Consider the following 26,197-nt stretch of genomic DNA (forward strand, 5'->3'; position numbering starts at 1 on the left):
TAGTGACCTGTACCAGGCTCAACACGATCGTAGGTGGCCATGTTCCCAGAGGTGACAGCCGCTACTTCTCCCCGACGACCTTGTCGAACAGCACAGCCGGGTTGCCGGGCCCGCAGTCCGCGCCGAAGGCCACGAGCCGGAACTGCGCGAGCTTGCCGGTGGTCAGGATGATCATGACCCCGGCTTTGCCGCCGACGTTCACCGGGCGGATGCCCTCCGGCCGCACCTTCGGGTCGAGCCCGGCGGCCGCGATGCACGCGTCCAGCCTGTCCTCGGTCTGCAGGGGGCCGAAGTCGCGGACGCCGACCGCCTTGCCGATCAGGGCCTGCGCGCCGCTGCCGTCGCTGCCGACCGACGGGCCCGTGGGTGCCGGGGCGGCCACGTTGGGAGTGCCGCTCTGCTGGGCGGTGTTCGGGATCGCGATGGTCACGGCGACGATCGCCGCCGCGGCCGCGGTCAGGACGCCGGCGGCCCAGCCGAGCCGCTTGTTCCGGCGCCGCCGTGCGGCCGCGAGGTCCACCACCTGGGCGTCCCCCTGCTCCGGTGCCGTCCGTGGCGCCGGCTGCGCTCGGTCCGGAAAGCGGGCGGCTGCTTCGGCGGCCAGCGCCGCGTCCAGCCGGGCCGCGAACTCGGCGGGCATCGGCGGGGCGGGCGCGTCGGCGAGCGAGGCCAGGTCGGCCTGCGTCGCGTCGAGGGCGGCCAGGATCTCCCGGGCCTCCGGGTCGGCGTGCACCAGCGGCCACAGCTCGGCCGCCTGCGCGTCGTCCAGGACGCCGGCGTGGAGATCGGCGAGCACGTCGACAGACCAGGGCGGACCGACGGTCCCCCCGATCCCCCGGCTTTCGTCCGTCATCGTCCCTCCCCGCTACCCGGCTGGCGCCCGGCCCGTTTGCTTTCGTGAGTTGGGACGTTCGCAATCGCATCGGGGTTCCGCAGGTGTCCGAGAACCTTCGCGAGTTTTCCGCGGCCCCGCGCGCACCGGCTCTTCACGGTGCCTTCGGCGATGCCGAGCAGCTTGGCCGTCTCGGCGACGGAGTAGCCCTCGACGTCGACGAGCACGATCGGCGCGCGCTGCTCTTCGGGCAGCTGGTCGAGCGCCTCGCGCACCAGCAGGCTCGTCTCGCGCTCGGCCATCGAGTCGCGCGGGGTGGCCGGCTCGTTGAAGCCGGTCTCCGGCAGCGGCACGGTCGGGCGGGCCTGGCGGCGGCGGATCCGGTCGAGGCAGGCGTTCACCACGATCCGGTGCAGCCACGTCGTGACCTGCGACTCCGCCCGGAACTTGTCGGCCGCCCGGAACGCCGAGATGAACGCGTCCTGCAACGCGTCGGCGGCCTCTTCCGGGTCGCGGACCGTGCGCAGGGCGACCGCCCACATGCGGTCGCGATGTCGCTGGACGAGTTCGCTGAACGCATGGGGGTCCCCCGCGGCGTGAGCCGCTATCAGATCCGCATCCGTGGGAGCTGCAGCTGTCACCCGGCAGAGCCTACTGACCCTGTCGGGTGCGTCACCCCGCAGGCAGGAAGGTCAGGTCGGCGATTTCCGTCTGGAACTTCCCGTCGTCGCCACCCAGAGAGGTGATCCAGACGATGAAGTACTCGCCCTGCGTCGGCTGGGCCAGCGGGATCGTCGTCTCGCCGTCCTGCAGGTCGCCGTTGCCGACGACCTTCGTGTCGTCGAAGTTCGGGTTCTTCTCGGTCGCCGAGCGGATCTCCACCTTGGTGCCCGGCGTGCCGCCTTCGACCTTCACCTGGCTGAGAGTGATCGGGTCCTTGAAGGTGACGACCAGCCCGACGCCGGGCTTGATGGACGGGAACTGCTGCTTGTACTGCTCGGTGCGCCACTGCGTCTCGGGCTTGCCGTCGATCGCGTACTTCGCCCGCGCGGTGTTGTCGCCCTTGCCCTCGGGGTTGTAGACCGCTACCGCCTGCGGCTTCACCGGGGCTCCCACGGCCGGCGGCGCCGGCGGGGCGGGCGCCGACGACGCGGGCGGCTGCCCGGCGGACTGGCTCGACGCCGGCGGCGCGGCGACGTTGATCGTCGGCCCGCTCGCCTTCGAATCGCCCTGGAAGACGTTGATCAGCATCAGCCCGCCCCAGGCGAGGATGACAACCGTCGCGACCACCAGCACGGTGACGCCGAGCGCGAGCTTGCGCCGCCGGGCGACGTCCTTGACCGGCTTCTTCGTGGTCCAGACGGTGCCTTCGCCCTCGGCCGGGTCACCGCCGACGGACTTGATCAGCTGGGTGCGCTCTTCCTCCTCGGCCACCTGGTCGAGCATCCGGAGGATGGCCGCGCTGGTGCGGATGCCGCCGTTGCCGCCGTCCTCGATCGTGCGGACGGCCAGCGACGACAGGTCGGCCGGGACCGTCGGCACCAGCTGGCGCGGCGGGACGATCCGCCCCTGCGGCGACAGCGGGGCCGGCTGGATCGCGGGCGGGCCGCCGGGCAGCGCCCAGCGCCCGGTCAGCAGCAGGTACAGCACCGCGCCGAGCGCCTTGACGTCGTCGCGCAGCGTCGCTTCCGGCAGCGGGCCGGGGAACGCGAGCTTCAGCGCGCCGTTCGGCGTCAGCCGCAGCCGCTGCGGGTGGTCGAGCCCGAGGACGAGCCCGTTCTGGTGGGCCTGTTCGACGGCTTCGGCCAGCGCCTGCACCATCCGCGCGGCCGCGGCGGGGGCCACCGGCCGCTGCGCGACGAGGTCGACCAGGTCGCTGCCCTTGGTCCACTCCGCGACGACGACGCCGAGCAGGCCTTCGCTGGAGGTGATGCCGCTGCCGAGCGCGAGCACGTCGAGCACACGGGCGACGCCGCCGTGGCCGAACTTGGACGCGTGGGTGGCGCGTTCGAGGGTCCGCCGGGCCAGCCGGGCGGCTTCGGGATCGGCCGGGTCGCCGACCAGCAGGGTCAGCGCGACGTCCCGCTTCAGCTGCCCGTCCCGGGCGCGCCAAAGGTGCGCGTCGCCCCGCTCGTCCACGCCGAACTGCGCGAGGAGGCGGTAGCGGCCGTCGCCGACCACACGCCCGGGGGCCAGCGATCCGACCTGGGCCTTGCCCACGTGGTTCGCACCCCCCGCCTGTTCGCTCCGCCTCGTGTCCACCCTCACTCGCTCCCGCTCGATCCCGCTGTCGAGGGTACCCAGAATACGACGCGCGAGTCGTCGCCTTCCGTACCGGAATCGTTACCCGCGCTTGATCAACCGGGTGAACCTCGAAGTGGCCGGTTTCAGTTCCTCCACCTTCAGCGCCATCAGCACGCCGAACGACACCACGATGCCGACGATGCCCTGCAGGAAGAGTTTGACCCAGGCACCCAGCTTGGGCCCGAAGGAGTCCGGCACGACCTGGCCCACCAGCCACGCCGCGCCGACGCCGAGGGCGCTGGCGACGACCGTGAAGAGGATCACGCCGATCACCCGCTTGCTGCGCAGGTTGCCCAGCGTCACCCAGAGCCAGACTTGGCCGAGGATCGCGCCGACGACGAACGTCAGCGCGTTGACCATCATGACGCCGAGCACGACGTTGTCCGGCGAGAGCAGCACCGGGCACAGGTACAGCAGCGGCACCTTGACCAGCGTCATCACGATCATGATGAGCGTCGGCGTGCGGGCGTCCTTCATCGCGTAGAAGACGCGCATCTGGAGCATGACCAGCGCGTAGGGCAGCAGCGCGAACGCCGAGATGGCGAGGGCGTCGCCGAGGCGCTCGGCCGTGTCGATCGTGCCCTTGCCGAAGGTGAACAGCGCGATGCCGATCGAGCCGCCCACCACGGTCATCACCGCGGAGATCGGGACGAGCATCACCGTCGAGATCCGGGACGCGTACGACAGGTCGCCGATCAGCTTCTTGTGGTCGCCATCGGCCGCCGCGCGGCTCATCCGCGGCATGATCGCCGTCAGCAGTGAGACGCCGATGACGCCGTACGGAAGTTGGAAGAGCAGCCAGGCGTTGCTGTAGGCGGTCACACCACCGGGTGAACCGGTGGTCAGCACGCGCGTGTTGATCGTGTACCCGATCTGGCTGACGGCGACGTAGCCGAGGATCCAGAGCGCGAGGCCGCCGAACTCCTTCATCTGCTTGTCGATGCCCCAGCGCCACTTGAACCGGAAGCCGGACCGCAGCAGCGGCGGCACCAGCAGCAGGGCCTGGGCGACGATGCCGCCGGTGACGCCGATGCCGAGCGTCAGGACCTTCGGGTCGGTGATCGACACCTGCGCGGTGTTGATGTCCCCCGGCATGACCCAGACGACGAGGATCGTGAAGATGACGACCAGGTTGTTGATCACCGGCGCCCACGCGGTGGGACCGAAGATCTGCTTGGCGTTCAGCACCGCCGAGAGCAGCGCGAAGACGCCGTAGAAGAAGATCTCGGGAAGCAGCAGGTAGGCGAACGCCGTGGTGAGGTCGGCGCTCGCCTTGCCGGACGAGTCGACGTAGAGGCTCGTGAACGCCGGTGCCGCGATCACCGCGACCACCGTGCCGACCAGCAGCAGCGAGAACGCCACCGTGATGAGCCGCTGGGTGTAGGCCGCGCCGCCGTCGGGGTCGTCCTGGGACCGCACCAGCAGCGGCACCACGACGCTGGCGAGCACGCCACCCATCAGCAGCTCGAAGATGATGTTCGGCATCGTGTTGGCGACGTTGAACGAGTCGTTCGCGATGCCCTGGCCGATCGCGGCGACCAGCAGCAGCTTCCACAGGAAGCCGGTGATCCGGCTGATCAGCGACGCGATCGCCATCCGTCCGGACGCCTTCGCCAGGGACGGCGCCTTGGCCGGTGCCTCGACCTCTTCGCCCGGCCTCGGCTTGACCAGCGGCCCCTTGAGCGCCGGCATGACCTGGGTGGCCAGGGCGTCGTACGGGCGCATGACGTCCGGGTCGGCGACCGGCCAGCGCGAGTTCATCGGGACGCCGGCGGTGCGCGGGATGAACCGCGTGGCCTCCGGGTCGGGCGGGCGCTGGGCCTCCTCCTGCCACGGCCGGACCGGCGCGGGACGGCGGGAGCCGCGGCCGCGCGGGGGCACCGGGATGCCGGGCGGCGGGGTGCCGGGGGCCGGCGTGCCCGGGGGCGGGGTCACCGGCGGGGCGGGCTGCGGCAGCCGGCCCTGTGCCGGCGGCGGCCCGGGCGGGCCCGGGGGCGGCGGCACGGGCTGGACGCGCGTGGGGGCGGGACCACCCGCTCGGGGAGGCTGCCCGCCGCGCTGCGGGGGCGGGCCTTGCCCGGGCGGCGGGCCCGGCGGGACGCGCCGGGGGCGCTGCGGCTCGCGGGGCGGGGCCTCGTCGTGGACCGGCCAGGCGTCGCTCGGGGGTACGTCGTCGCGGACCGGCTGGCCGTCGCGGGGCGGCCGCTGGTCGCGGACTACGCCTTCGTCGCGAACGGGACGGCCGTCGCGCGGGGGTGCGTCGTCGCGGGCCGGGCGGCGGGGTGGCGGACCGTCGTCGCGGGATGGCCGCCGGGGCGGGGCGTCGTCGCGCGCCGGCCGCCGTTGGCCCCCGTCGTCACGGGCCGGGCGGGGTGGGCCGTCTTCGCGGACCGGGCGGCGGTCACGGACCGTCGCGTCGTCCGGTGGCGGCATCTGGCGCGTCTGCCCGTTGCGGGGCGGCTGCCTGCGGCCGCGCTCCTGCGGCGGAGGCGGCTGCTGGCGGCGGACCGGGCGCGGGGGGCCGTCACCCCGGTGCGGGGGCTGAGCGCCTTCGCGCCGAGGACGACTCGCACGCTCGGGTGGTAAGCCCGGCTCTCTCTCCAACGCGTGCCCAATCCTCGGTGCTCGTCCGGTGCCCGCGGCCCGGTGCCGCGCATGTGCGGACCAAGGGTAATCGGGAACCGCCCGGAACACTCAAAGGCCGACGGATCAGTCCACGACGTCGCGACCCGTCCGGGCGTCCTTGATCCGCCGGTAGATCCGCCGCGAAGCGAGCAGAAGCAGGGCCACACCTGCGGCGACGGTCGCGATGATGGTGATCGCGCCGTACTCCGTCGAGGTCAGCTCGAAGCGCGCGGATGACCCGAGCGGGGTACCGGTCGGCGTGCTCAACGACACATCGACGCTGAACCGGCCGGCCCGCAGCGCCTCCACGGGGAGGAAGTACTGCCGCCCGCCGCCCGCCGGGAACGACACCTCCTTGTTGTCGTCCGTGCGCAGGCCGATGGTGTTGTCGAGGGTGAACCGCGCGGTGATCCCGACCGGCAGGTCGTTCACCACGTACACCGGGAGCGGCGAGTTGCCGGACGCCAGCGCGATGGTCTGCTGCGGCTGCCGGACGCTCACCCGGTCGCTGATCGCCGCGATCTCGGCCTGCGCGTTCGCGGTCGCCGCGTCGGCGGGCAGGCCACGCCAGCCGGTGGACGCGCCGCGCAGCTCGGCCAGCCGGACCGGTGCGACGACGTCCTCCGGTTTCACCCGTTTGGTGGTGTCCGGTTGCATCGCCGAGGCCATCCCGGTGGCCTGCTCGTCGAGCTTCGACAGCGTCGAGACGAGGGCGGGGTCGGGGACCGAGCCGGGGTCCTGGCCGCGGTCGCCGACCGCGCCGGTCGTCTGCGGGTCGGTGTCGAGCAGGGACGGGAGCGACGCCGCCGTGACGACACCCGCGTTGAGGAAGTCGCCGACCTGCTGCAGGTACGCCGTGAGCTCGGCGGCCGGGGCGTCCCACCGCCGCGGCGGGGCGACCAGCAGGTGGTCCGGGCGCTCCTGCCCGGCCGGGAGGCCGAGGCCCGCGCGGAAGGCGAGCGCGCCGAGCCCGTTCTGGCTCGAGATCGCGCGCTCGGTGTTCGCGGCGACGGTCACCGAGTCGGGCACGCTCGGCACGCCGGACATGGCCGCCGAGATCAGCGAGTCGGTCGGCTGGGCGCGCACGGTGCTGCCCTGGACGGTGACTCCGCCGCCGGACCCGGCCGGGGCGAGCTTCGCCGCGTCGGTGAGCACGGTCTTGACGCCGGCCTGGGTCAGCGCGGCGAGCACGGACTCGTTGAGCGTGCCGTCCGGCCAGAGCACGCCGGTCTGCGGCGCGACCCCCGCCACCTGCTGGATGGCCGAGGCCGCCGCGGCCGCCTGCGCGACCAGGATCGGGTCGCCGGGGCGGATCCGGGAGACGGTGTTCAGGTCGGCGTCGGCGAAGGGCAGCGCCACCACGCACCGGCCGGTCAGCAGGGTGCGCAGGGACGCGAGCCACGTCTTCGCGGTCTGCGCGCCCTTGCCGTCGACGTTGCCGCCGTCGGTGTGCACCTGGTAGCCGCGGCTCATCAGGTCGACGGTGGTCAGCAGGTCCGGGTCGAGCGCGAAGCACATCGACTTGGCGAGGGTCGAGTCGCCGTGCACGGCCGTCGACGCGGCGGTGACCAGCGCGTTCAGCCGGCCGTCGGGGCCGATCTCGTCGGCCAGCCGGTCGTCGCGCAGCACCAGCGGCTGGCCGAACGGCGCCGCGTAAACCTGCGGGACGCTGCTGGTCAGCGGCCAGAGCAGGGTCATGCTCGGCGCCCCGGCGGACGAGTGGCCCGACGACTTGCCCGGCGCGGCGAGCACCGGCATCAGCATGCTGACCGCGCCCAGCCGGGCGGGGCCGCCGAACTCCGGCGTGCCGTTGACGTTCACCAGCAGCGGGTAGACGCCGGGGCGGGCGAACTTCGAACCGGTCAGGTTCACCGTGATGTTCAGCGGCGCGCTCTGCCCGGGTTCGAGGGAATCCGCGACGGAGGTGAACTCGGTCAGCGGGGTGTCCTTGACGACGGCCCCCGACAGAACGTCGTTGATCCCGCGCGAAGTCGTCGCCCGCTCCCCGACCTGCAGCCGGACCTGCGGCCGGTTGACCTTGCGGTCGCCGGTGTTGGTCACCGTGCCGGCGACGGTGAGCGTCGTCGACGAGCTCGTGATCACCCGCGGGTTGAGCTGGGTCAGGTCGACGCGCAGGCGGGCACCCTCCTCCGCCTGGGCCACCGTGGCTCCGGCGAGGGCGGGGACGGCCAGGAAGAGGACGGAAAGGAAGGCTGCGGCGAACCGCTTCACTCGGGGGCTCCCTCAGGGGCGTGCTCGTCTCGTCCGTGGACGTCCGGGCGCGCGAAAAGTTCCTCGATCAGCTGGCCGGCCTTCCGGACGAGCTTCCGCTCGTCGGAGTAGGCCAGCTTGGTCTCCAGCTCGGCCAGCGGGACCCAGGCCACCTCGGTGACCTCGACGTCCTCGTCGGATAGCTCGCCGCCGAGCGCTTCGAGCAGGAAGTGGTGGACGGTCTTGTGGATGCGCCGCCGCTCCGCCACGAACCAGTAGTCGATGGTGCCCAGCGGCCGCATGACCCGCGCGGAGATGCCGGTTTCCTCCTTCACCTCGCGCACGGCCGTCTGTTCCACTGTCTCACCGTCCTCGATGTGGCCCTTGGGCAGCGACCACAGCAGTCTGCCGTGCCGGTCGAGCCGGCCGATCAGCACCGCCTGTTCGCGCTCGGCGTCCACCACGAGACCGCCGGCCGACGTCTCGTCGACCGTGGTCAGGCGCCTGCCGCGCTGACGCCTGCGCCGCCTCCGCGGCTTCGAGGCGCCGGGGCGGCCGGCTGATCCAGACATGCTGCGATGCTAGAGCAAACGGTTGCCCCGGTAGGCTGGCTCTCCGTGTCCTGTCCGGTGGTGCCTGTAGTAGTCGCACCCGAACCCCGTGGGATTTTTTCGTGAACGACGTGGTCGCCAAGGAGAACGCGGTGGTGGAGCTGATGCGGCTCTCCCCCCTGGCGGACGAGCTGGCCGAGCGGTTCGCCCGCGCCGGTCACCGCCTGTACCTCGTCGGCGGGAGCGTGCGCGACGCGCTGCTCGGCCGGCGCTCCGGTGACCTCGACTTCACGACGGACGCGCGGCCGGACCGCGTGCTGAAGATCGTCAGCGAGTGGGGCGACGCGGTCTGGGACGTCGGGATCGCGTTCGGCACGGTCGGCGTGACGAAGAAGGGCATGCAGCTCGAGATCACCACGTTCCGCGCGGACAGCTATGACCGCGTCGGCCGCAACCCCGAGGTCACCTTCGGCGACAGCATCGAGGGCGACCTGCTCCGGCGCGACTTCACGGTCAACGCGATGGCCGTCGAGCTGGCGTCCAAGACGTTCATCGACCCGCACGACGGGCTGAGCGCGCTGCGGGAGAAGGTGCTCGACACGCCGGCGACGCCGCAGGAGTCGTTCGCCGACGACCCGCTGCGGATGCTGCGCGCCGCCCGGTTCGCCGCGCAGCTCGGCTTCACCGCGGCGCCGCGCGTGGTCGACGCGATGACGTCGATGGCGGGCGAGATCGACCGGATCACCGCCGAGCGCGTCCAGGCCGAGCTGTCGAAGCTGCTGCTCGCGGACGACCCGCGGCCGGGGCTGGAACTGCTCGTGGACACCGGGCTGGCCGACCGGGTGCTGCCCGAGGTGCCCGGGATGCGGCTGGCGATCGACGAGCACCACCAGCACAAGGACGTCTACCAGCACTCGCTGACCGTGCTCGCGCAGGCGATCGAGCTGGAGAAGACGCACGAGCCGACGTCCGAGCCGGACCTGATCCTGCGGCTCGCGGCGCTGCTGCACGACGCCGGGAAGCCCGCGACGCGGGAGTTCCAGCCCGGCGGCGGCGTCAGCTTCCACCACCACGAGGTGGTCGGGGCGCGGATGGCCCGCAAGCGTTTGCGGGCGCTGAAGTTCTCCAAGGAGATCATCGATGACGTCTCCCAGCTCGTGTTCCTCCACCTGCGGTTCCACGGCTACGGCAAGGGCGAGTGGACGGACTCGGCGGTCCGCCGGTACGTCACCGACGCCGGCCACCTGCTGACCCGGCTGCACAAGCTGGTCCGCGCCGACTGCACCACGCGCAACCGCCGGAAGGCGGCCGCGCTGCAGGCGACCTACGACGACCTCGAGGCCCGCATCGCCGCGCTCAAGGCCAAGGAGGACCTCGACCGGGTGCGGCCGGACCTCAACGGCGAGCAGATCATGGAGCTGCTGGGCATCAAGCCGGGGCCGGACGTCGGCAAGGCGTGGAAGTTCCTCAAGGAGCTGCGCCTCGACCGCGGCCCGCTGGAGCACGACGAGGCCGTGGCGGAGCTGAAGAAGTGGGCCGCCGCGCAGGGAATCGGAAATTCCTGATCGGTTCATCGTGAATTCCGTAGAACGCTGGACCTGACCGTCGCGGATCGGTGATACTCCCTAACCTCGGTTCACCGACGTGACCAGGGGGTTGTCCGGCCGATGTCCACGGAAGCGCCCGGCCCGCCCAAACCGGGTAGCTTCTTCGTGGCACTCCTGCGGCAGGGCGCGCCCGCGATCGCGACGGCCACCAGCGAGCTCTCGGACGAGATCGGCGATCCCACCCCGATCCACGCGCTGAAGCGGATCTCGAAGATGGCCGGGCCCATCGACCCGAGCCGGCGCGACGGGCTGTTGCTGCGCGCCACCCGGTACGTCGTGCTCATCCCGCTGGCCTTCCGCCTGCTCGCCGTGCCCGGCCAGTTCGGCGTCTACGCCCTCCGCCACGGCTCGACCGGCCTGCTGCCGGTCGGGGTGTTCACGCTGCTCTCGGTCGCGGTGAACCTGATCGGCTTCCGCTGGATGTTCCGCTCGGCGCCCTACCGCGGCCGGGACGCGGGGAAGCTGCTGGCCGCCGACCTCGTCTTCACCGTGCTTTCGCCGCTGGTCCTCGCGCTGACCGTGCCGGCCGACGCGTACTTCGACGCGCTGGCGGTCAGCAGCATCCACCTCTTCGGCGAGGCCGGGCTGCTGACCTTGGCGCTGGGCGTCCCCAGCGGGCTGGTGTTCGGGCTGCTCAGCTTCCCGCTGCGGATGCTGGCCAACTGGCTCAACACCGGCGAGTTCCACGTCGGCGCCGCGTTCTCGACGTACTCCGCGCTGCTCGCCGAGCTGTTCCTGGCCACCGCCGCGCTGGTGCTGACCGGGCTCGGCACCCGGCTGGCCCTGGCCTACGGCACCCGCAACGGACGCCTGGCCGAACGCGCCCAGCAGCACCGGATGCTGCACGACACCGTGCTGCAGACCCTCGAAGCCATGGCGCTGTCCGACACCTCGAAGCCCGAAGAACGGCTGGTCGAGATCCAGCGGCTCGCCCGCGCGCAGGCCATGGAGATCCGGCACATGATCGAGACGGCGAAGACGGAGCAGGTCGAGGCCGGCGCCCGGCCGCTGGGCGAGAAGCTCGCCGCGCTCGCCGCCGAAATGGCGCGGGACGGGCTGCGCGCCCAGCTCGTGGTGGCCGAGCTCGACGACGACACGCTGTCGGAGGTCCGGCAGATCGCCATCCGCGACGCCGTGCGCGAGGCGATGCGGAACACGATGAAGCACTCCGGCACCGACCGGGTCGTGGTGCGCGTCGAGGAGCGCGACGGCGGGATCGCGGTGATCACCCGCGACCACGGCAGCGGCTTCAGCGCGGCCGACCACCCGGCCGGGTTCGGCATCAGCGAGTCGATCACCGCGCGCCTCGCCGAGGTCGGCGGGACGTCGCGGGTCGAGTCGGGACTCGCCGGGGGCGGCACGCGGGTGACGTTGTGGGTGCCGTTCTGATATCCCCGACCCATGACCTCGATCGAGCTGCTCGCCGACGCCCTCGCCGCCTACCGCTCCGGTGACCGCGACCGCGCCGCCGAACTCGCCCGCCGCGCCGGTTCGCCGCTGGCCGGCGAACTGCGGATCCACCTCGCCGGCGACGGCGCGGCGGCGGTGTACGACCAGCCGGAGGCGTTCACGGCGTTCATCCGCGGCGGCGGCAACGTCGAGCTCTACCGGCGGCTGAGCGAGGAGCTGGCCGCGCGCTACGACAGCGGGAAGCCGGAATCGCTGCTGGACCTGGGCTGCGGCGACGGGCTGGCGGTCGTGCCCGCGCTGGAGCAGGCAACGCACGTGCCGAGCCGGATCGACCTGGTCGAACCGTCGGCCGCGCTGCTCGACGGCCTCCGCGAGCGCGTGCCGACGGCGACCTGCTGGCAGGCCACCGCGCAGGAGTTCCTGGCCCGCGACGACCTGGGCTGGGACTTCACGCAGTCGACGTTCGCCCTGCAGTCCATCGAGCCGGAGCAGCGCGCGGAGGTGCTGCGCGCGCTGCAGCCACGCACGGGGACGCTGGTGCTCGCCGAGTTCGACGTCCCCGAGTACGTCGAAGGGTCGATGGACCACCTGCGCTCGCTGGTCGCGCGCTACGAGCGCGGCGTCGCCGAGTACGGCGCGGACGCGTCGCTGGTCGCGCAGGGTTTCCTGCTGCCCGTTCTGCTCGGGATCGTCTCCGGGGAAGAGCGGACGAACTGGGAGCACCCGGCCGCGGTGTGGGCCGAGCAGCTGAGGACGGCGGGCTTCACGCAGGTCGGCGTCGAACCGCTCGCCGACTACTGGTGGTCGCCCGCCGTCCTGATCACTGCCTGCTGAGCGAGCCCGTCTCGACGTGCTGGGCGAGCGGCCGCGGCAGCAGGTAGGCGACCGCGCCGCCCGGCATCCCGTTCCACGGCGCCGTCACGCCGGTCAGCACCCGCAGCGAGCGTTGCACGCGGTAGAGCCGCTTCTCGCGTTCGCGCTCGAACGCCAGCGACGTCTCGACGAACCGCGAGCCGTCGGCGTGCACGAGGTTGCCGGTCTCGTTGCCGAACCGGACGACCGTCGTGCCCGGCGTCAGCACGAGCACGCGCTTGCCGCGGTAGAAGTTCAACGGCGGCTCGCCGCGCATCGGCAGGATCGGCCAGTCGGCGGGCTGGTCGGACTCCTCCGCCGGCCGCGGCGGCTGCATCAGCAGCGCGCCGAGCAGGAACCGGGCCGCGTCGGCGAGCGAGCCGAACGCCACCGGTTCGTCGGACGGCGGCCGCGCGACCTCCCAGCCGTTCTCCGCGCGCCGCAGCGTCCAGACGTCGTCGGCGGGAACCTCGTTGGCGCCGATCCGGTAGGCCGAGGACGGCACGCCGTGCTCGTGGAGCCGCTGCTGGAGCAGCTCCAGCGTCTCCGCGCCCTTGAGGTTGCGCACCTGCTCGCCGCGCGCGACGCGGGTGAGCGCGCGCTCGTCCGGCAGGTCCGCGTCGGTCTGGGGCGGCCGCGGCTGGCCGAGGACCTCGGCCTCGGCGGTCGCGCGGACGAGCTCGCCGACGAACGGCGGCCGGAACCCGGCGGCGCGGATGTGCTCGACCAGCTCCGGCTCCGGCGGCACCCCGTACTTGCGCAGGTAGTGCGGCACGGCGGCGGGCCAGATCCAGGTGCCGTCGGTGTGGAAGGCGTTCGGCACGTCCGGCTTCGCGCCCGGCGCGCCGAAGATGTCCGGCAGCGGCGCGGGCCGGTGCAGCGCGACCGGCGCGCGGAACAGGTAGTCGAGCACGCCGCGGACCTGGTCCGGCGGCACCGGCGGCCGGTTGACGACCGGGCGCTCGCCCTCGGAGTGCGAGTCGGCGGTCCTGGCCAGCCGGAACGAGACGTCCAGCGGCAGGCCGGCTTTCGCGGTGAGCCACGCCGGGACGTGCTTCGGCGTCCGCGGGAAGGTCGCCAGCTCCAGCTCGTAGGCCGCGGTCGACGGGCGGCCGCCGTCGTTGGGCGGCACCCGCCAGTCCGGCTCGCGGTCGGCGTCGAAGTCGAAGTCGAACTGCGACTCGGCGTCGAGCGTGAACGTGCCCTGGAACCACGTGCCGGTCTCGGGCTGGAACATCGCGGCCCGCAGCCGCGCGAAGAGCCCGCCGAGCCGCGGCACCGCCGGCAGCGAGACCGACACCGGGCCGTCCTCGTCACCGACCGCGCGGACCTCGATCTCGGAGTAGTCCCCGACCTGCCGGAACTGCGCGCCGACCCGGGCCCAGCCGCCCGGCACCGTGTGCAGCAGCGTCCGGCCGATGGCGCGCAGCAGCGCGTTCTGGTCGCCGGTGCCCGGCTGCGGCCGCGCCTGGAGCGTCTCGGTGAAGTCCAGCCGCGTCTGCCACAACGCGGTGACCTGCTTGGCGGGCACCGTGACCGAGAAGTCGGTCAGGCCCAGCTGCGCCGCGCGGGCGGCGTCGTCGCGGACCCAGCGCAGCGTCAGCTCCGGCCGCGCGCCCGGCGCGACCTCGAAGATCTCGTCGTCGTACGCGGCGAAGGTGCGCAGCGTGAACGTCGACGGCACCTCACTCGCCGGGACGACCTTGGCCGGCCGGCCCTCGAACTCCTTGTCGAAGCCCTCCGGCGCCTCTTCCTCCGGCAGCACCGACAGCAGCACGGTGCCGTCGGTCGTCGAACGCTGCGCGCGGAACGTCCCCTCGCCCCACGTCGCGTACAGGCCGTCCGGGCGTTCGGCCACCTCTACCCGGTAACGCACGTTTCGTCCTCCCCTGACCCCAGTGACACCCGAAATCTAGTCGACCGGGTACCGCGCGAACCACCGGTCGTCACCCGGTGCGTCCGGGCCGAACTCGGTGAGCGCGTCGTCCGCCAGGCCGACGATGACGTCGCGGAGTTCCAGCTGCTCCAGCCAGCTCTTCCGCAGCGCTTCCTCGCCGTACATCGCGCCGACGAGGTTGCCGCAGACCGACCCGGTCGAGTCGCTGTCCCCGCTGTGGTTGACCGCCGCGAGCAACGCCGTGTCGGCGTCCGTCGTGGTCAGCGCGACGTACACGGACATCGACAACGCGGTCTCGCCGACGTTGCCCTGCCCGAGCTGCTCCAGCTTCTCCGGTGTCGGCGGTCCCTGCTCCGCCAGCGCCAGAGCCGCGTCGAGCGCCGCGCTCTGCTCTTCGTGCCCGGGGTGCTTCACCAGCTCGCGCCGGGCGGCAGTGAGGGCGTCGAGCAGCGGTTTCCCGTGCAGCAGCCCGTGGACGAGCACCGCGAAGCAGCCCGAGGACAAATACCCGCTCGGGTGACCGTGGGTCAGCGCCGCGCTCTCGGCCCCGAGCCGGAACACCTCGGCGAGGTCGTCCGACCACAGCGCGATGGGCGCCGCGCGCATCACGCCGCCGCAGCCCTTCGAGTTGTTCACGGGCCGTTCGACACTGCCCCGGACGCCCGCGCGGCCGTACGCCTCCAGTTCGCCGAAGCAGGTCAGCCCCGGCGCGCGGCGGCTGAACAGCTCCTGGTGGGTGATCAGCCAGCCGTCCGGCGCTTCGACGGCCGACTGCGGGCCGCGCGCCCGGTCCCACGCGACGCCCTGCGTGTGCAGCCAGCGCTGGTAGGCCAGCTGCAGCGAGTGGACGACGTCCGCGGCCCCGGTCTTCCGCTGCTGGGCGTGCGCCCGGATCAGCGCTTCGAGCGTGAACAGCGTCATCTGCGTGTCGTCGGTGATCCGGCCGACGCCGCCGTACGCGGGGATGAAGTCGGTGATCCCGGCCGGCCCGGCGATCTCGCGGATCCGGTCGATGGAGTCGAACTCGGTCTTCGCGCCCAGCGCGTCGCCGATCGCCCCGGCGAGCAGGCTTCCGCGCAGTCGCGATCGCAAGTCGGGTCCCTTCGGTTTCGGGGTGAACCGGCCACTCGGGTACCGGCGCTCCCAGCGGGCGTGTTCCGCGGTCTCCGTCTGGAGGCCGTTGCGGTTGAAGTACCAGAAGACGTCGCTGGCGACGTCCTCCAGGAGGCCGAGGTCGGGCAGGGCGGCGACCCAGGGCAGGCCCGGCACGCCGACCCGGGCCCCGACGAGCGCGCCCGCGATGGCGCCCGCGACCGGGCCGGACCGCGCGGCGAGCGTGATCGCGGCTTCGGGGTCGTGGCCGCGCTTGGCCGCGGCGAACAGCGCCCGGCCGAGCACCGACCGCACGTCCCGGCCGTCGCCGATGCTCTCCAGCTGCGTCACGTCGTCGGCGTCGCGGTCCTCGCGCAACGCCAGCACCTGCTCCGCGAGGTCGCCGCCGATCTCCCGCAGCCGCAGGTGCACCGGCAGCGCGAAGGCGTCCCGGGTGAGCAGGGCCTGGAACAGCGCGATGAGCAGGTCGACGCCCTCGGTGACGTCACCACCGGCCAGCTCGCGGGCCACGTCATTCGCATACTGCTCGGCATCGACGCCGTCGATGGCGACCGCGCCGGCCGGGGTGGCGGCCAGCGCGGTGGCGAACAACGCCGAGGAGTCGTCGGGCGCGAGCCCGGCGTGCCGCGTCGCGACCGCCAGCCAGCCGACCGGGTCGGGAAAGGGCAGCGGAGACGGCACCTCGCCGGTCGGCACCGGCGGCAATCCGCGCAGCACGATGTCGGTGTGGAACAGCAGGTGCCGCGTCAGCCCGCCCATCGGCAGCGGACCGGTGGCACCGCCGCCCAGCGCGTCTCCGATGGCGAAGCCGACGTACGCGCCGACGATCCGGTGCCACGCGAAGCGCGCGGCCGGCGTGCCGAAGGCGGAGAACTTTCCGAACGTCCACGGCACCGGCCGTGGCTGCGCGTCCTCGCCGACGTGCGCGATCAGGCCGTTCGCGCCCAGGTCGGCGGGCCATTCCGGCTCGTGGCCCGCCCGCCGCCGGACGCCGTTGCGGTACTGCCAGGCGAACCCGCGCAGGTACCGGACGCACTCCTCCGGCGTCAGCTCGAAGTGGTGGTCACGAGCGTGGTCGACGGCGTACCGCAGGTGCCGTTCCAGCAGGTCCGGAGGCTCGACGCCGAACTCCGCGACCAGCACGGGCAGTGCCTCGGCGACCTCGGGGCCCGCTTCGGGAGCGGGTTCGTCGACCTTGGGTCCCCGTTCGGCGGGCCCGGGGCCGGCCAGCTCGGCCGCGGCCAGGCTGCGGACCATGCCGGTGCCGGGGTCGAGCGTCAGTCCGGTCGACGGCAGGTCCGCCAGCAGGTCGCGGACCGTCACCCGCCACCGGTTCGGATACCGCCCGGGCACCTTCGCCGACGAGCTGTAGGCGATCACCTCCCGGCCGCCGGACACCGGGCGGACCAGCGGTTCGCCGTTCTGGACCGGAACCAGCAGTTCGCAGTCCAGCAGCGCACGGGCGAACTCCGTGCGGCTGATCCAGTTCGCGCCCAGGTAGTTCAGCAGCTTCCCGGCGTCGGTCGACGGCACCGGGAAGCCGCGCCAGACCGGGCCGGGCGTGTACTGCTCGTTGGCGCGGCGCGGGCCGGTGGGCTCCCCGAACAGCGTGTACTGCGCCCAGCCGCGGATGGCGCGCACCGGGAGACCGAGCTCGGGAAACGCCTTCTCGTCGAACTCCGGGTCGACGTCGGGCCGCCACTCGACGAAGCCGTCGTCGCTTTCAGTCATGCTCCCCATCCTCGGGCTACCGCCGCGGGTACCGCTCGATCCACTGGTCGCCGAGCGCGCTCAGCGCCGAGTGGCGGTCGAAGTGCCAGTAGGCGTCCGAAGCGACGTTCTCCACCAGGTACCGCAGCTCCAGCTGGTCGACCCACTTCTGCGGCAGCCCCGGGATCCCGGTGCGCGCGCCGAGCAGGGCACCGGCGATCGCGCCGGTGAGCGCGCTGCGGCCGGAGTGGTTGACCGCGCGAAGCAGCGCCTGCTCCGGGTAGTTCTCGAAGCCGGACAACGCGGCGAAGGCGCGGCCGAGGACCGAGAGCGTCGTCTTGCCGTCGCCGATCAGCTCGGGCATCCGCAGGTCCGGCAGCCCGTGCTCGCCGAAGAACGGCACCGACTCGGCCACCATCTCCGCGATCGCCGTCCACTCCGGACCCTGCTGGAACTGGTTGTCCGGGTTGAGTACCTCACGGCTGGTGTTCCAGATCGGGAAGCTGAACGCGTCCTTGGTCAGCGCGTGCTCGAACAGCCAGGTCAGGTAGGTCGCGGCGGCCAGGTCGGGCTCGGTCGGGTGGGTGACGCCGGCCAGCTCCCGCACGGCCTGGCGCGCGCCGCCGGAGAGGCCGCTGCCGGGCCCGGCCATGGTCAGCGCGGCCGGCAGTGCCGGGATCAGCGCGGCCGGGCCGGTCATGGGGGGCGCGCCCCCGGCTTCGGTGGCGAGCTGGTGGTAGGCGTTGAGCTCGGCGTCGTCGGCGTCGCGGCGGGCGTGCAGGTCCGCGACCTGGACGAGCCAGCCGTCGGCGTTCTCCATCGGCGCGCCCTGCGTGCGCAGCCAGCGCTGCAGCGCCCCGCGGACGACGCCGGGGAAGAGCTGCTCGGCCTCGCGCGACTCCGGCTGTTCGCGGTGCGGGCTGCGGATGGTCGCCTCGGTGTAGAACAGCAGCCGCTGCGTCAGCGAGCCGATCCGGCCCGGCTGGTCGAACGCCGGCACCAGGTCGGTGACGCCTTCGATGCCGTACTTCGCGTGGATGTCGTGCAGCATCATGCGGTCGACGGCCGCGCCGAGGGCCTCTCCGAGCGCGAAGCCGACGTACGCGCCCGTGACGCGCTGCCAGCCGTACCTGAAGCCGTCGAGGTCACGCTCGAAGTACTTGCCGAACGTGTCGAGCCGCGGCGTCGTGCGGCCGGCGTTGTCGTACGTCGGGGCCAGGCCGTTCGCGCGCAGGTCGTTGGGCTTGCTGCGCGGCGGCTCCGGCATCTGCAGCCGCTTCAGCCACGACTCGCCGAGCACGGTCTTCGCGCACTCCTCGGCGGTCAGCTCGAAGCCGCGCCGCCGCGCCTTCTCGGCCGCGAGCAGCGGCGGCTTGACCGGGTCCGGCAGGCCCATCCGCGCCGCGGTGTCGGCGGCGACGCGGATCAGGTCCTCCTCGGCCTCGGGGCAGCGGCCGTGGACGTCGATGCGCGGCTCGTGCCGCGGGAAGCGCTGGACGATCTCGGCCAGCTCGCCGCTGGAGACGTCCTCGATGGTCGTCGGGCCGCCGTTGATCACCAGGTTCGGCGGGTGCTCGAACTCGGCGAGCGTCGCGACGTCGACCTTCCACCAGCCGTGCTCGCGCGAGGGCAGGTGCCGGGTCGAGCTGAACACCTTGAGCTCGTTGCGCTCCTCGGCGAAGTAGAACCGGTCGGTCTTGCCGGTCTCCAGGTCGAGCGGGACGTACACCTCGCACCGGATCAGCCCGATCAGCAGCAGCTCCCGGGTCAGCCAGCCGACGCTGCCGAAGGACAGCAGCGTCTCGAGGGTGTTCTCCGGCTTCGGGTAGCCGCGGCGGATCGGCCCCGCCTTGTACTCGGGGTTCTCGCGCTCTTCACCGGTCTGGTTGCCCTCGGCGTCGACCTTCACCCAGCCGGCGACCGCCTGCAGCGGCACGCCCAGCTCGCCGAGCCCGGCCTTCACGTACTCGGGGTCGACGACCTCGCGCCAGTTCTCCTGGCCGGGGAACGCCACCGGCACCGACAGCCCGCCGGGGTGCGGGTGCGCCTGGCGCAGCTCGCCGTCGGGCTCGCGGACGACGACCGACGGCGGCGGGAAGATCTCCTTCTCCGGCCGTCCCTCGTCGAGGAACGCGATGGTGTTGTAGGGCACCGACCAGCCCTCGGGGATGCGCAGGACCTTCTCGGTGTCCACCCGCAGGCCCGCGGGACCGGAGACGTCCGGGCCGTGCACCGCGCGCAGCCACTGGCCGACCTTGGCAATCGCTTCCGCCGCTTCCACCTAATCGATCCTCTCCAGGCTTCCGTCGGACTCGTGCTCGGCGATCGTCTTCGGCAGCACGAAGGCCACCGCGCCACCCGGCAGGTTCGCCCACGGAACCGTGATGCCGGTGATCACGTGCAGAGGGCGTCTGAGCCGGTAGCTCCGCCGCACCCGCTCCCGTTCGAGCGGCAGCGACGTCGTGGCGAACCGTACCTCGCCGTGGTGAACGAGATTGCCGGGTTCCTCGCCGAAGCGCAGAACGACCGTACCGGCCACCAGCCTGGTGATGCGCTTGTTGCGGAGCAGGGTGAGGGGAGGCTCACCCGGCGCCGGGTGGACCGGCCAGTCGTCGAGCTCCCTGGCGGTCTCCAGCGGCGTTTCGTGACCGGCGGTCATCCGGGCGGGGTGCAGCAGCAACGCGCCGAGCAGCTGCTGGGCGGCGTCCTCGAGCCGGTCGAAGTACTTCGGCTCGCGCGGCTTCCCGCCGGCGTACGCGGCGACTTCCCAGCCGTCGGCGGTGAAGTTGAGGCACCAGGTGCCGTCGGCCCGGTCGCCGACGCGGTACGCCTCCGGCCAGACGCCGTGCTCGCCCAGCCGCTGGACCAGCACGATCAGCAGCTCTTCGTCGGCGAGCCGCGGGTCCGGGGTCGTCTCCAGCTCGGCGACGACGTCCCCGCTGGTCTTCTTCACGTCGGCGCGGCTCGGCTTCGGCCGCGGCTCGCCCCGCAGGTCGGCCGCGGCGGTCCGGCGCACCAGCGGCTCGACGTACGGCGGCTGGAAGTGGTGCCGCCGGATGTGCGCGACCAGGTCCGGTTCCGGCGGAACGCCGGCTTCGGCCAGCAAGGCGGCGACCGACGACGACCAGATCCAGGCGCCGTCGGTGTGGAAGCGCTCGTCGCCGTCTTCGTGCACGACGGCTTCGCGCTCGAGGTACTGCAGCACGAGCGGCACCTCCGTGTCGGTCAGCGGTGGGCGCTCGACGTCCGGGCCACCGACCTCGGCGTGCCGGAACACCACGCCCAGCGGCAGCTGCGCCCGCAGCCGCCACCAGTCCGGGATGTGCTCGTCGGCGCGCGGGAACGCGGCCAGCTCCTCCGGGTAGGCGGCCGCGGGCGGCGGGTCCGTCCACACCGGATCGTCGTCGAGCGCGAAGTCGAAGTCGAAGGTGCCGTCCGGGTTGAGGGTGAACCGCGCCTGCAGCCACGTGCCGCGGCCCTCGGCGGCCATTCCCTTGCGCAGCTCGGAGAACAGCTCGGCGACGGCGTCGGAGGTCGTCGCGTTGTGGCCGACGAGTTCCGTGTGCCCGCTGACCTGCCGGAAGTCGACGGCGGCCGGCCCGGCGGCGTCGATCCGGAGCTCGCGGACGAGCTTTCCCAGCTGCACCAACAGGGTGCGCTGCTCTTCGGGCGAAAGCCGATGTTCCACGTGAATCATCGCTCGAACACCGAGGTGAAGGTGAAGGTCGGCGCCTCGCCGGCGTCGCGGCGGGCGAACTCGTCCTCCCACATCTTGAAGGTGCGCCGGTACAGCGATTCGATCAAGGCGCGTTCCTCCTTGGTGATCTTGCGGTTCTCCTCTTTCACGCCGGCCCAGATCGCGTCGATGGTCTGGTAGAGCGCGAAGATCGGCCCGTCACCGCGGAGGTAGCGCTGCCGTTGCTCTTCGGTCCGGCGGATGAACCGCTCCCGGTCGAGGCTCCGGATGTCCGGGCTGTGGTCGAAGAGCACGTCGGTGACGTGTTCCGGGTTTTCCTCGAACGCCCCGGTCTCCCAGTTCAGGATGTGACCGGTCAACCCGCCGCCGGGCGTGCTGTCCACCACGTAGCTGTGGGCGAAGTACAGGAAGTACGACGGCGTCTGGACCATTAGAGACTCCCCTGCAGCGCGTTCCAGAACAGCTCTCGTTCGCGCTTGACCAGCCCGTCGATCAGGGCTTGTTCCTCGTTGGTGTAACTGCGGCCCTCGGCCTTCGCGAGCGCCTTGAGATCACGGCGGACCTCGTACAGCGAGTGCTCGTACGCCGAGACGTCGTCCAGCGCCTTGAGGTGCAGGCGCAGCTCGGCGACGTGCCCGTCGATGCGCACGCTCATCTGCAGGTCGCGGTAACCCGCCGGGGCGGGGTTCGCGAAGCGGTCGTCGAAATCGACGATCTCCAGGTCCGGGTGATCCGCGATCCGCGCCAACGCGGCGTAGGCGTCCTGCACGCGCTCGAACTGGATCATCGCGCCCGCGAGGTCGACCAGCAGCGAAGCGTCGCCGTTGTAGTTGGTGCTGATCTTGTCCATCGCCCGGCCTTCGGACTTCGGCCCGGGCCGGAACCCGGCGTGCCCGCCGGTCTCCTCCGCCAGCGGCGGCAGGATCTCCTTCAGCTTGAGGTCGGCCCGCGCCGCTTCGCGGTAGCGCTCGGCGAGGTACTCCCGGGTGTACGCCTCGTCCCCGAGCCTGCTCTGGTCGAACGGCGCCTGTGCGCGGTGCTCGTCAGGGTGGTCGTCCGCCTGGTCGACGACTTCGCGCGACGTCTCGGCCTGCTCCGGCGTGAGCGGCGTCGGGTCCGGGTGCGGTGCCACCGGTTCGGCGTCCGGATCCGGGTGGTGCACCTCGTGCACGGCGTCGGCCAGGATCGGGATGGCCTCGTCGTGCACCAGGAGGCTGGCGATCGTCTCCGGCTTGCGCAGCAGCGACCGCGTCAGGAACTCGTTGGCCGGGTCGTGGAGGAGTTCGACCAGCTCCGGGTGCTCGGCCAGTCGCGTCCGGACGAATTCGCCGACCGGCCCGAGGTTCTGCGGGTTGCCCTCGTGGTCCTTGACGACGAGGTCGGTGGTGGCGCCGGCCAGCGCCTCGGCAACGCGCGGCTGGGCGAGGAGCTCGTCGAGCCGGCTTTGCGGGGCGTGGCCGTAACCGCCGTGTTCCGCGGTTTCGACGTGCTCGGTCTGGACGTGCTCGGTGCCCGGCGTGCCGACGTGCAGCAGCTTGATGTCCTTCGGCGGCTGCGGCAGGTGCATGAGGTCGCCGGACTGCGGATCGATGAAGGCCACGCCGTCACGGGTGTGCACGACCATCGCGACGTGCCCGTACTCGGCGCCGTTCGGGCCCTCGTACTTCACCGCGACCACGGCGTGGTGGTCCACCGGCATGTCCCGCATCTCGCGGATGACGTCGTCGTAGCTGCCGCGTGCAGAGAACGTCTCGCCGAACCGGCCTTCGATGTGCTCGAGCGTGCCGCGCGTGCCCATCTCGTGGAAGGGGATCGGCTCGGCCGTCGCGTCGCCACCGTGCAGCCGGTCCCAGTACGCGCCGGGGCCGCGGGTGCAGTTGGACAGGTACCCGTTCTCGAGCGCGCCCGGCTCGTGGAAGCCCGGGTTGACCTCGCGCAGGTGCGGGTGCCGGTCCAGGACGTAGGCCGCGCGCTCGCTGGGCGTCGTCCCGCCGGCGTGGATGGCCGGTTCGGCCGGCGGGTTCGTCGAACGCGCCAGCCGCGAGTAGTCCGGGCCCGGCTCGGGGACGGGCGGCGGCTCGGCCGGGGTGTCGACGGCGTCGTGGACCGTCGGGTGCTCCGGCGGCGGCGCGACGTGGTCGGGCTCGGTCAGGCCGCCGAGGCGTTCCATGAGGGCGGCCTGGCGGCGCCGTTCGAACTCGGCGGCGTTGTGGTCGTTCTCCGCGCGGCGCTCGGCCATCTTCTGCCGCGCGGCCTCGGGGTCGAGGTAGCGCGGGTGGCCGGGACCGATCTCCTCGGCCTCGATGACCCACTTGCGGCGGCCCTCGGGCGTGATCTCGAGCCGCCGTTCGTGCACCAGCAGCTGCGTGCCGGGCGGCGACAGCGACTCCCGCTCGGACGGGTTTTCGGCGAGCTTCGAGATGTCGCGGAGGTTGTCCGACCGGACGTGCAGCTCGACGTCGTCGCCGAACTTGCTGGTCGAGAACTCGTCGGTCTTGATCGACGCGCTGGAGAACGCCGGCTCGACGACCACGTCCCCCGGGTTGTACGGCCCGGCGACGAGCTCCGCGAGCCGCGGGTCGCCGCCGACGTCGAAGGCGCGGATGGTCTCGCCGGACGTGCGCGGGACCTGGTTGAGGCCGTCGACGATGGCGCGGGCGTTCGCCTGCGCGAGGTCGAAACCGGGGTGACCGGGGCCGCGGCGAAGGGCCTCGTTGACGTCGTAGGCGTACTCGCCGCGGGTGTAGCCGTGGACCGCGACGGCGCCTTCGTCGGTCAGCGGCAGCCCGGCCGCGTCCCGGCGGGCCAGCGCGCGGTCGTGGATGTCCTGGTAGATGTGCTCGTCGCCGACCGCGCGGCGGATGCTCTCGTGGTCGGCCGGGGTCCCGCGGTGCTCGCCGTCGAAGAGGTAGCCCTCGTCGTGCGGCGGCCGTTCGGTCGCCGGGCCGAGCCGGTCGGCGATGCTTTCCTGGTGGCCGAGTGGTAGTTCGCGGATGCCGATGGCATCGTGCGGCAGCTCGGCGAGGCGCCCGGTGACGGGATCGGCGAAGAGCACCCCGTGCTCGGTGTGCACGGCGGCGACCAGGTGTTCTTGCCCGCCGTGTTCGAAGGCGACGGCGGACCGCGCGCCGACGGGACGGTCTTGAAGGCCGCTCGCGATGTCGTCGAAGCTGTTCTTGCCGCTCCACGGCCCGTCGAGCGGTTCGCCGCGAGCCGGCCCGGCAACGACGTCCTCGCCGTTCATCCGCCGGTCGAAGGCCGTCATCGACTCGGCGGCGTTGGTCCGGAAGCCGTGTTCGCCGGGGCTGTAGTGGTTGCGGGTGTTGACGGCGGCGAGTTCGGGAACGGCGTCGCGGACGAGGCGAGCGTGCTGCTGCGGCGTCTCGACGGACCCGGCGTGCAGCACGGGCGTGCCACCCGGCGTCAGCGGCTCGGCGAGCTGGGACCAGCCACCTTCGGGAGCGGTCGTGGCAGGCGCGGGCCGGACGGGCGGCGGAGGCGCGTCTTCGTCCCCGCCGAGCAGCTTGAAGAGGTCGTTGGACGGCTTGAGGTGGGGATGCTCGGCGTAGAACTGCTCGAGCTCGGCGTCGGCTTCGCGCTGGAACCGTTCCTCGTCGGCGCGTTCCTGGGCCCGCCGCTGCTCGATCGCCTCGTGCTGATCGGTGCGGTAGCGCGGATCACCCGGCGCGATCTCTTCGGCGTGCACGATCCAATGTGGCTTGTCCCGGGCCCCGGGCTCGTTCTTGAAGTCGGGGTGCTCGGGGTTCCCCGGCCCCATCTCGACGCGGGTGATTTCGAACTGCGACCCGGCCTTGAAGAGGACCTCACGCTCGCGTCCGATGCTGGCCATGGACTCGACGTCGCGCCCGGTCTTGGACTCGATCCGCATCTCGACCTCACCGGCGAAGGTGCTGCGCGGATGCTCCGCGTCGACCTTCGACGAGCTGAGGAAGGACGGTTCGGTGATGTGTGCGCCCTCGTGGAAGCGACCGAGGAAGGCCTGAAGCCGCGAAGGATCCCCGTGGAAGTCGACGCGTCGCGAGACGGTCCCGACGTGCGGAGGCAGCTCGTTCAGCCCGGAGACGAGCGCGCCCGCCTGGGGAGCGAGGTCGAGCAGTTCGGGGCCGCCGAACCGCAGAGCGTGGTTGAGCGGCCCGACCATTTCCTGGCGCGTGTAGGCGTGCACGGCGAAGGCGCCGTCGTCGGACATGCCGGGATGGAACTCGTCGCGCTTGGCGAGCGCCTCGCGGCGGACCTGCTCGTGCCGCCACTCGCCGGTTTCCGGGCTCTGCCGCCCAGAGTCCAGGAAGGTGTCTTCGATCCGCCGCACGCCGGCGGGGTCGTCGGTGTGGAAGGCGGGGTCGCTGAGGTAGGGCTCCTCGGCGGTCTGGTGGGCCTGCTCAGCTCCGGACGGTGGCTCGTGCTGCTCCGCGGGGGCGTGGTGACCCTCCTGCGCACCACCGGACGCCTGTTCGTGCTGGTGAGTGGGAGCCGGCTCAGCCGCGGGGGTGCCGTGGCCGGCCGACGGTTCGCCGGCGGGTCGCCGGTGCTCGCCCGGCTTTTCCTCGGCGACCGGCTGCTGCCCGGTCGGGCGTTCGGCTGCGGGCGCGTCCTGTCCGGCCGGTCGCTCCGGCACCGGAGGTCGCTCGGCCACGGGCGAGTTCGGCTGCCCGGGAACGGGCGCGGACCGCGGAGGTTCGGGCGCGCGCGGCGGATCAAAGGGACTCTGCGGCCCCCGGCCCAGCTGCTCAGCCGGCGGACCGAACCGCGGCGGCGGAACCTGCGGCGGCCCCGCCGGACGAGCCCACCCCAACCGAGGATCCTGCGGCGGCCCAGGCGGACGCCCACCCGGATGCGGACCAGGCCCCTGCGGCCCCCGCGGCTGATTCGGATACCCCGCCGGACGCTGCCCACCCGGCACCCCCGACTGCGCCGGACCCCCCACCGGCGGCCGCGGCGGCACCCGCCGCGGATCATGAGCCTGCCCACCCTGCGGCGGCTGCCCACCATGCGACGAGAAGCCACCCTGCGGAGCCTGCCCCGCTGAAGGCCGCTGCCCACCCGGCAAGGCCTGCCCACCATGAGCCGAACCGCCTGGCGCCGGCGGGCGGCTCGGTGGCTGCCCGCCGTGAATTGCTGGGCTGGCCTGACCCGACCTGCCCTGCGTCTGTCCGCCTGGCAACGGCGGACCACCCTGTGGCTGCCCGCCGTGAGGTGCAGGCCCACCTGGCGGTTGTCCACCGCGCGGCGGTTGGCCGCCCGGCATCGGCTGCCCAGCATGGGGTTGCCCGGCGCGCAGTGCTTGGCCGGCTTGCGTCGGCCCACTTTGCGGCTGCCCGCCGTGCGGTGCGTGGCCGCCCGGTGCGGGCTGCCCACCCTGGGGTGCTT

Annotated in this window: 16 protein-coding genes; 4 read left to right on the forward strand and 12 right to left on the reverse strand. The window is 72.6% G+C overall.

Annotated elements, in window-relative coordinates; all coding sequences use genetic code 11:
- Window positions 1-61 precede the first annotated feature (61 nt).
- The 4 genes from ACWEVP_RS06210 to murJ all read right to left on the reverse strand — a co-directional run bounded on the left by ACWEVP_RS06210 (window position 62) and on the right by murJ (window position 5,140).
- Window positions 62-853, reverse strand: coding sequence for a hypothetical protein (locus tag ACWEVP_RS06210; protein WP_452061549.1), 792 nt, complete (start codon window positions 851-853; stop codon window positions 62-64).
- A complete protein-coding gene (gene sigM / locus ACWEVP_RS06215) occupies window positions 850-1,473 on the reverse strand; it encodes an RNA polymerase sigma factor SigM (RefSeq protein ID WP_033261039.1) in 624 nt (207 codons plus the stop codon). Before sigM ends, ACWEVP_RS06210 begins: the two co-directional genes overlap by 4 nt.
- Before the next feature lie 31 nt (window positions 1,474-1,504).
- Window positions 1,505-3,094, reverse strand: a complete 1,590-nt coding sequence (locus ACWEVP_RS06220) for a hypothetical protein (RefSeq protein WP_452061550.1) — start codon at window positions 3,092-3,094, stop codon at window positions 1,505-1,507.
- 81 nt (window positions 3,095-3,175) lie between these two features.
- The gene (gene murJ, locus ACWEVP_RS06225) at window positions 3,176-5,140 is read right to left on the reverse strand and encodes a murein biosynthesis integral membrane protein MurJ (RefSeq protein ID WP_452061551.1); all 1,965 of its coding nucleotides are present in this window, start codon (window positions 5,138-5,140) and stop codon (window positions 3,176-3,178) included.
- A 69-nt stretch (window positions 5,141-5,209) separates the two neighbouring features.
- Here murJ and ACWEVP_RS06230 point away from each other — a divergent pair, with 69 nt between their 5' ends.
- Window positions 5,210-5,722: a hypothetical protein gene (locus ACWEVP_RS06230; protein WP_452061552.1), complete on the forward strand. Its 513-nt coding sequence runs from the start codon at window positions 5,210-5,212 to the stop codon at window positions 5,720-5,722.
- A 123-nt stretch (window positions 5,723-5,845) separates the two neighbouring features.
- Here the strand turns inward: ACWEVP_RS06230 and ACWEVP_RS06235 are convergent, their stop codons facing one another.
- Window positions 5,846-7,993 carry a DUF6049 family protein gene (locus tag ACWEVP_RS06235; protein WP_452061553.1) on the reverse strand — a complete coding sequence of 716 codons (2,148 nt, stop codon included), beginning with the start codon at window positions 7,991-7,993 and terminating at the stop codon, window positions 5,846-5,848.
- On the reverse strand, window positions 7,990-8,544 hold the full coding sequence (locus ACWEVP_RS06240; RefSeq protein WP_452061554.1) for an NUDIX hydrolase: 555 nt from the start codon (window positions 8,542-8,544) through the stop codon (window positions 7,990-7,992). The genes ACWEVP_RS06235 and ACWEVP_RS06240 overlap by 4 nt, the downstream gene beginning before the upstream one ends.
- 101 nt (window positions 8,545-8,645) lie before the next feature.
- On the opposite strand from ACWEVP_RS06240, the gene ACWEVP_RS06245 reads away from it, so the two are divergent.
- From ACWEVP_RS06245 to ACWEVP_RS06255, 3 genes are all read left to right on the forward strand, one after another.
- On the forward strand, window positions 8,646-10,088 hold the full coding sequence (locus ACWEVP_RS06245) for a CCA tRNA nucleotidyltransferase (RefSeq protein WP_452061555.1): 1,443 nt from the start codon (window positions 8,646-8,648) through the stop codon (window positions 10,086-10,088).
- A gap of 102 nt (window positions 10,089-10,190) precedes the next feature.
- The gene (locus ACWEVP_RS06250; RefSeq protein ID WP_452061556.1) at window positions 10,191-11,519 is read left to right on the forward strand and encodes a sensor histidine kinase; all 1,329 of its coding nucleotides are present in this window, start codon (window positions 10,191-10,193) and stop codon (window positions 11,517-11,519) included.
- 12 nt (window positions 11,520-11,531) lie between these two features.
- The gene (locus tag ACWEVP_RS06255; RefSeq protein ID WP_452061557.1) at window positions 11,532-12,374 is read left to right on the forward strand and encodes a class I SAM-dependent methyltransferase; all 843 of its coding nucleotides are present in this window, start codon (window positions 11,532-11,534) and stop codon (window positions 12,372-12,374) included.
- On the opposite strand, the gene ACWEVP_RS06260 is transcribed toward ACWEVP_RS06255, so the two are convergent.
- The 6 genes from ACWEVP_RS06260 to ACWEVP_RS06285 are packed head-to-tail and all read right to left on the reverse strand — an operon-like array spanning window position 12,361 to window position 25,445.
- Entirely contained in the window at window positions 12,361-14,268 is a 1,908-nt protein-coding gene (locus ACWEVP_RS06260; protein WP_452061558.1) for a TNT domain-containing protein, read from the reverse strand. The genes ACWEVP_RS06255 and ACWEVP_RS06260 overlap by 14 nt on opposite strands.
- A gap of 36 nt (window positions 14,269-14,304) precedes the next feature.
- Window positions 14,305-17,133: an ADP-ribosylglycohydrolase family protein gene (locus ACWEVP_RS06265; RefSeq protein ID WP_452061559.1), complete on the reverse strand. Its 2,829-nt coding sequence runs from the start codon at window positions 17,131-17,133 to the stop codon at window positions 14,305-14,307.
- A 16-nt stretch (window positions 17,134-17,149) separates the two neighbouring features.
- The gene (locus ACWEVP_RS06270) at window positions 17,150-19,393 is read right to left on the reverse strand and encodes an ADP-ribosylglycohydrolase family protein (RefSeq protein ID WP_452061560.1); all 2,244 of its coding nucleotides are present in this window, start codon (window positions 19,391-19,393) and stop codon (window positions 17,150-17,152) included.
- Complete coding sequence (locus tag ACWEVP_RS06275) at window positions 19,394-20,809, reverse strand: TNT domain-containing protein (protein ID WP_452061561.1); 1,416 nt, start codon at window positions 20,807-20,809, stop codon at window positions 19,394-19,396. It lies immediately after the preceding gene.
- Entirely contained in the window at window positions 20,806-21,240 is a 435-nt protein-coding gene (locus tag ACWEVP_RS06280; protein ID WP_452061562.1) for a hypothetical protein, read from the reverse strand. The genes ACWEVP_RS06275 and ACWEVP_RS06280 overlap by 4 nt, the downstream gene beginning before the upstream one ends.
- Window positions 21,240-25,445, reverse strand: coding sequence for a toxin glutamine deamidase domain-containing protein (locus tag ACWEVP_RS06285; RefSeq protein WP_452061940.1), 4,206 nt, complete (start codon window positions 25,443-25,445; stop codon window positions 21,240-21,242). Before ACWEVP_RS06285 ends, ACWEVP_RS06280 begins: the two co-directional genes overlap by 1 nt.
- Window positions 25,446-26,197: the final 752 nt, after the last annotated feature.

This window comes from Amycolatopsis sp. NPDC003865, from assembly GCF_053605345.1.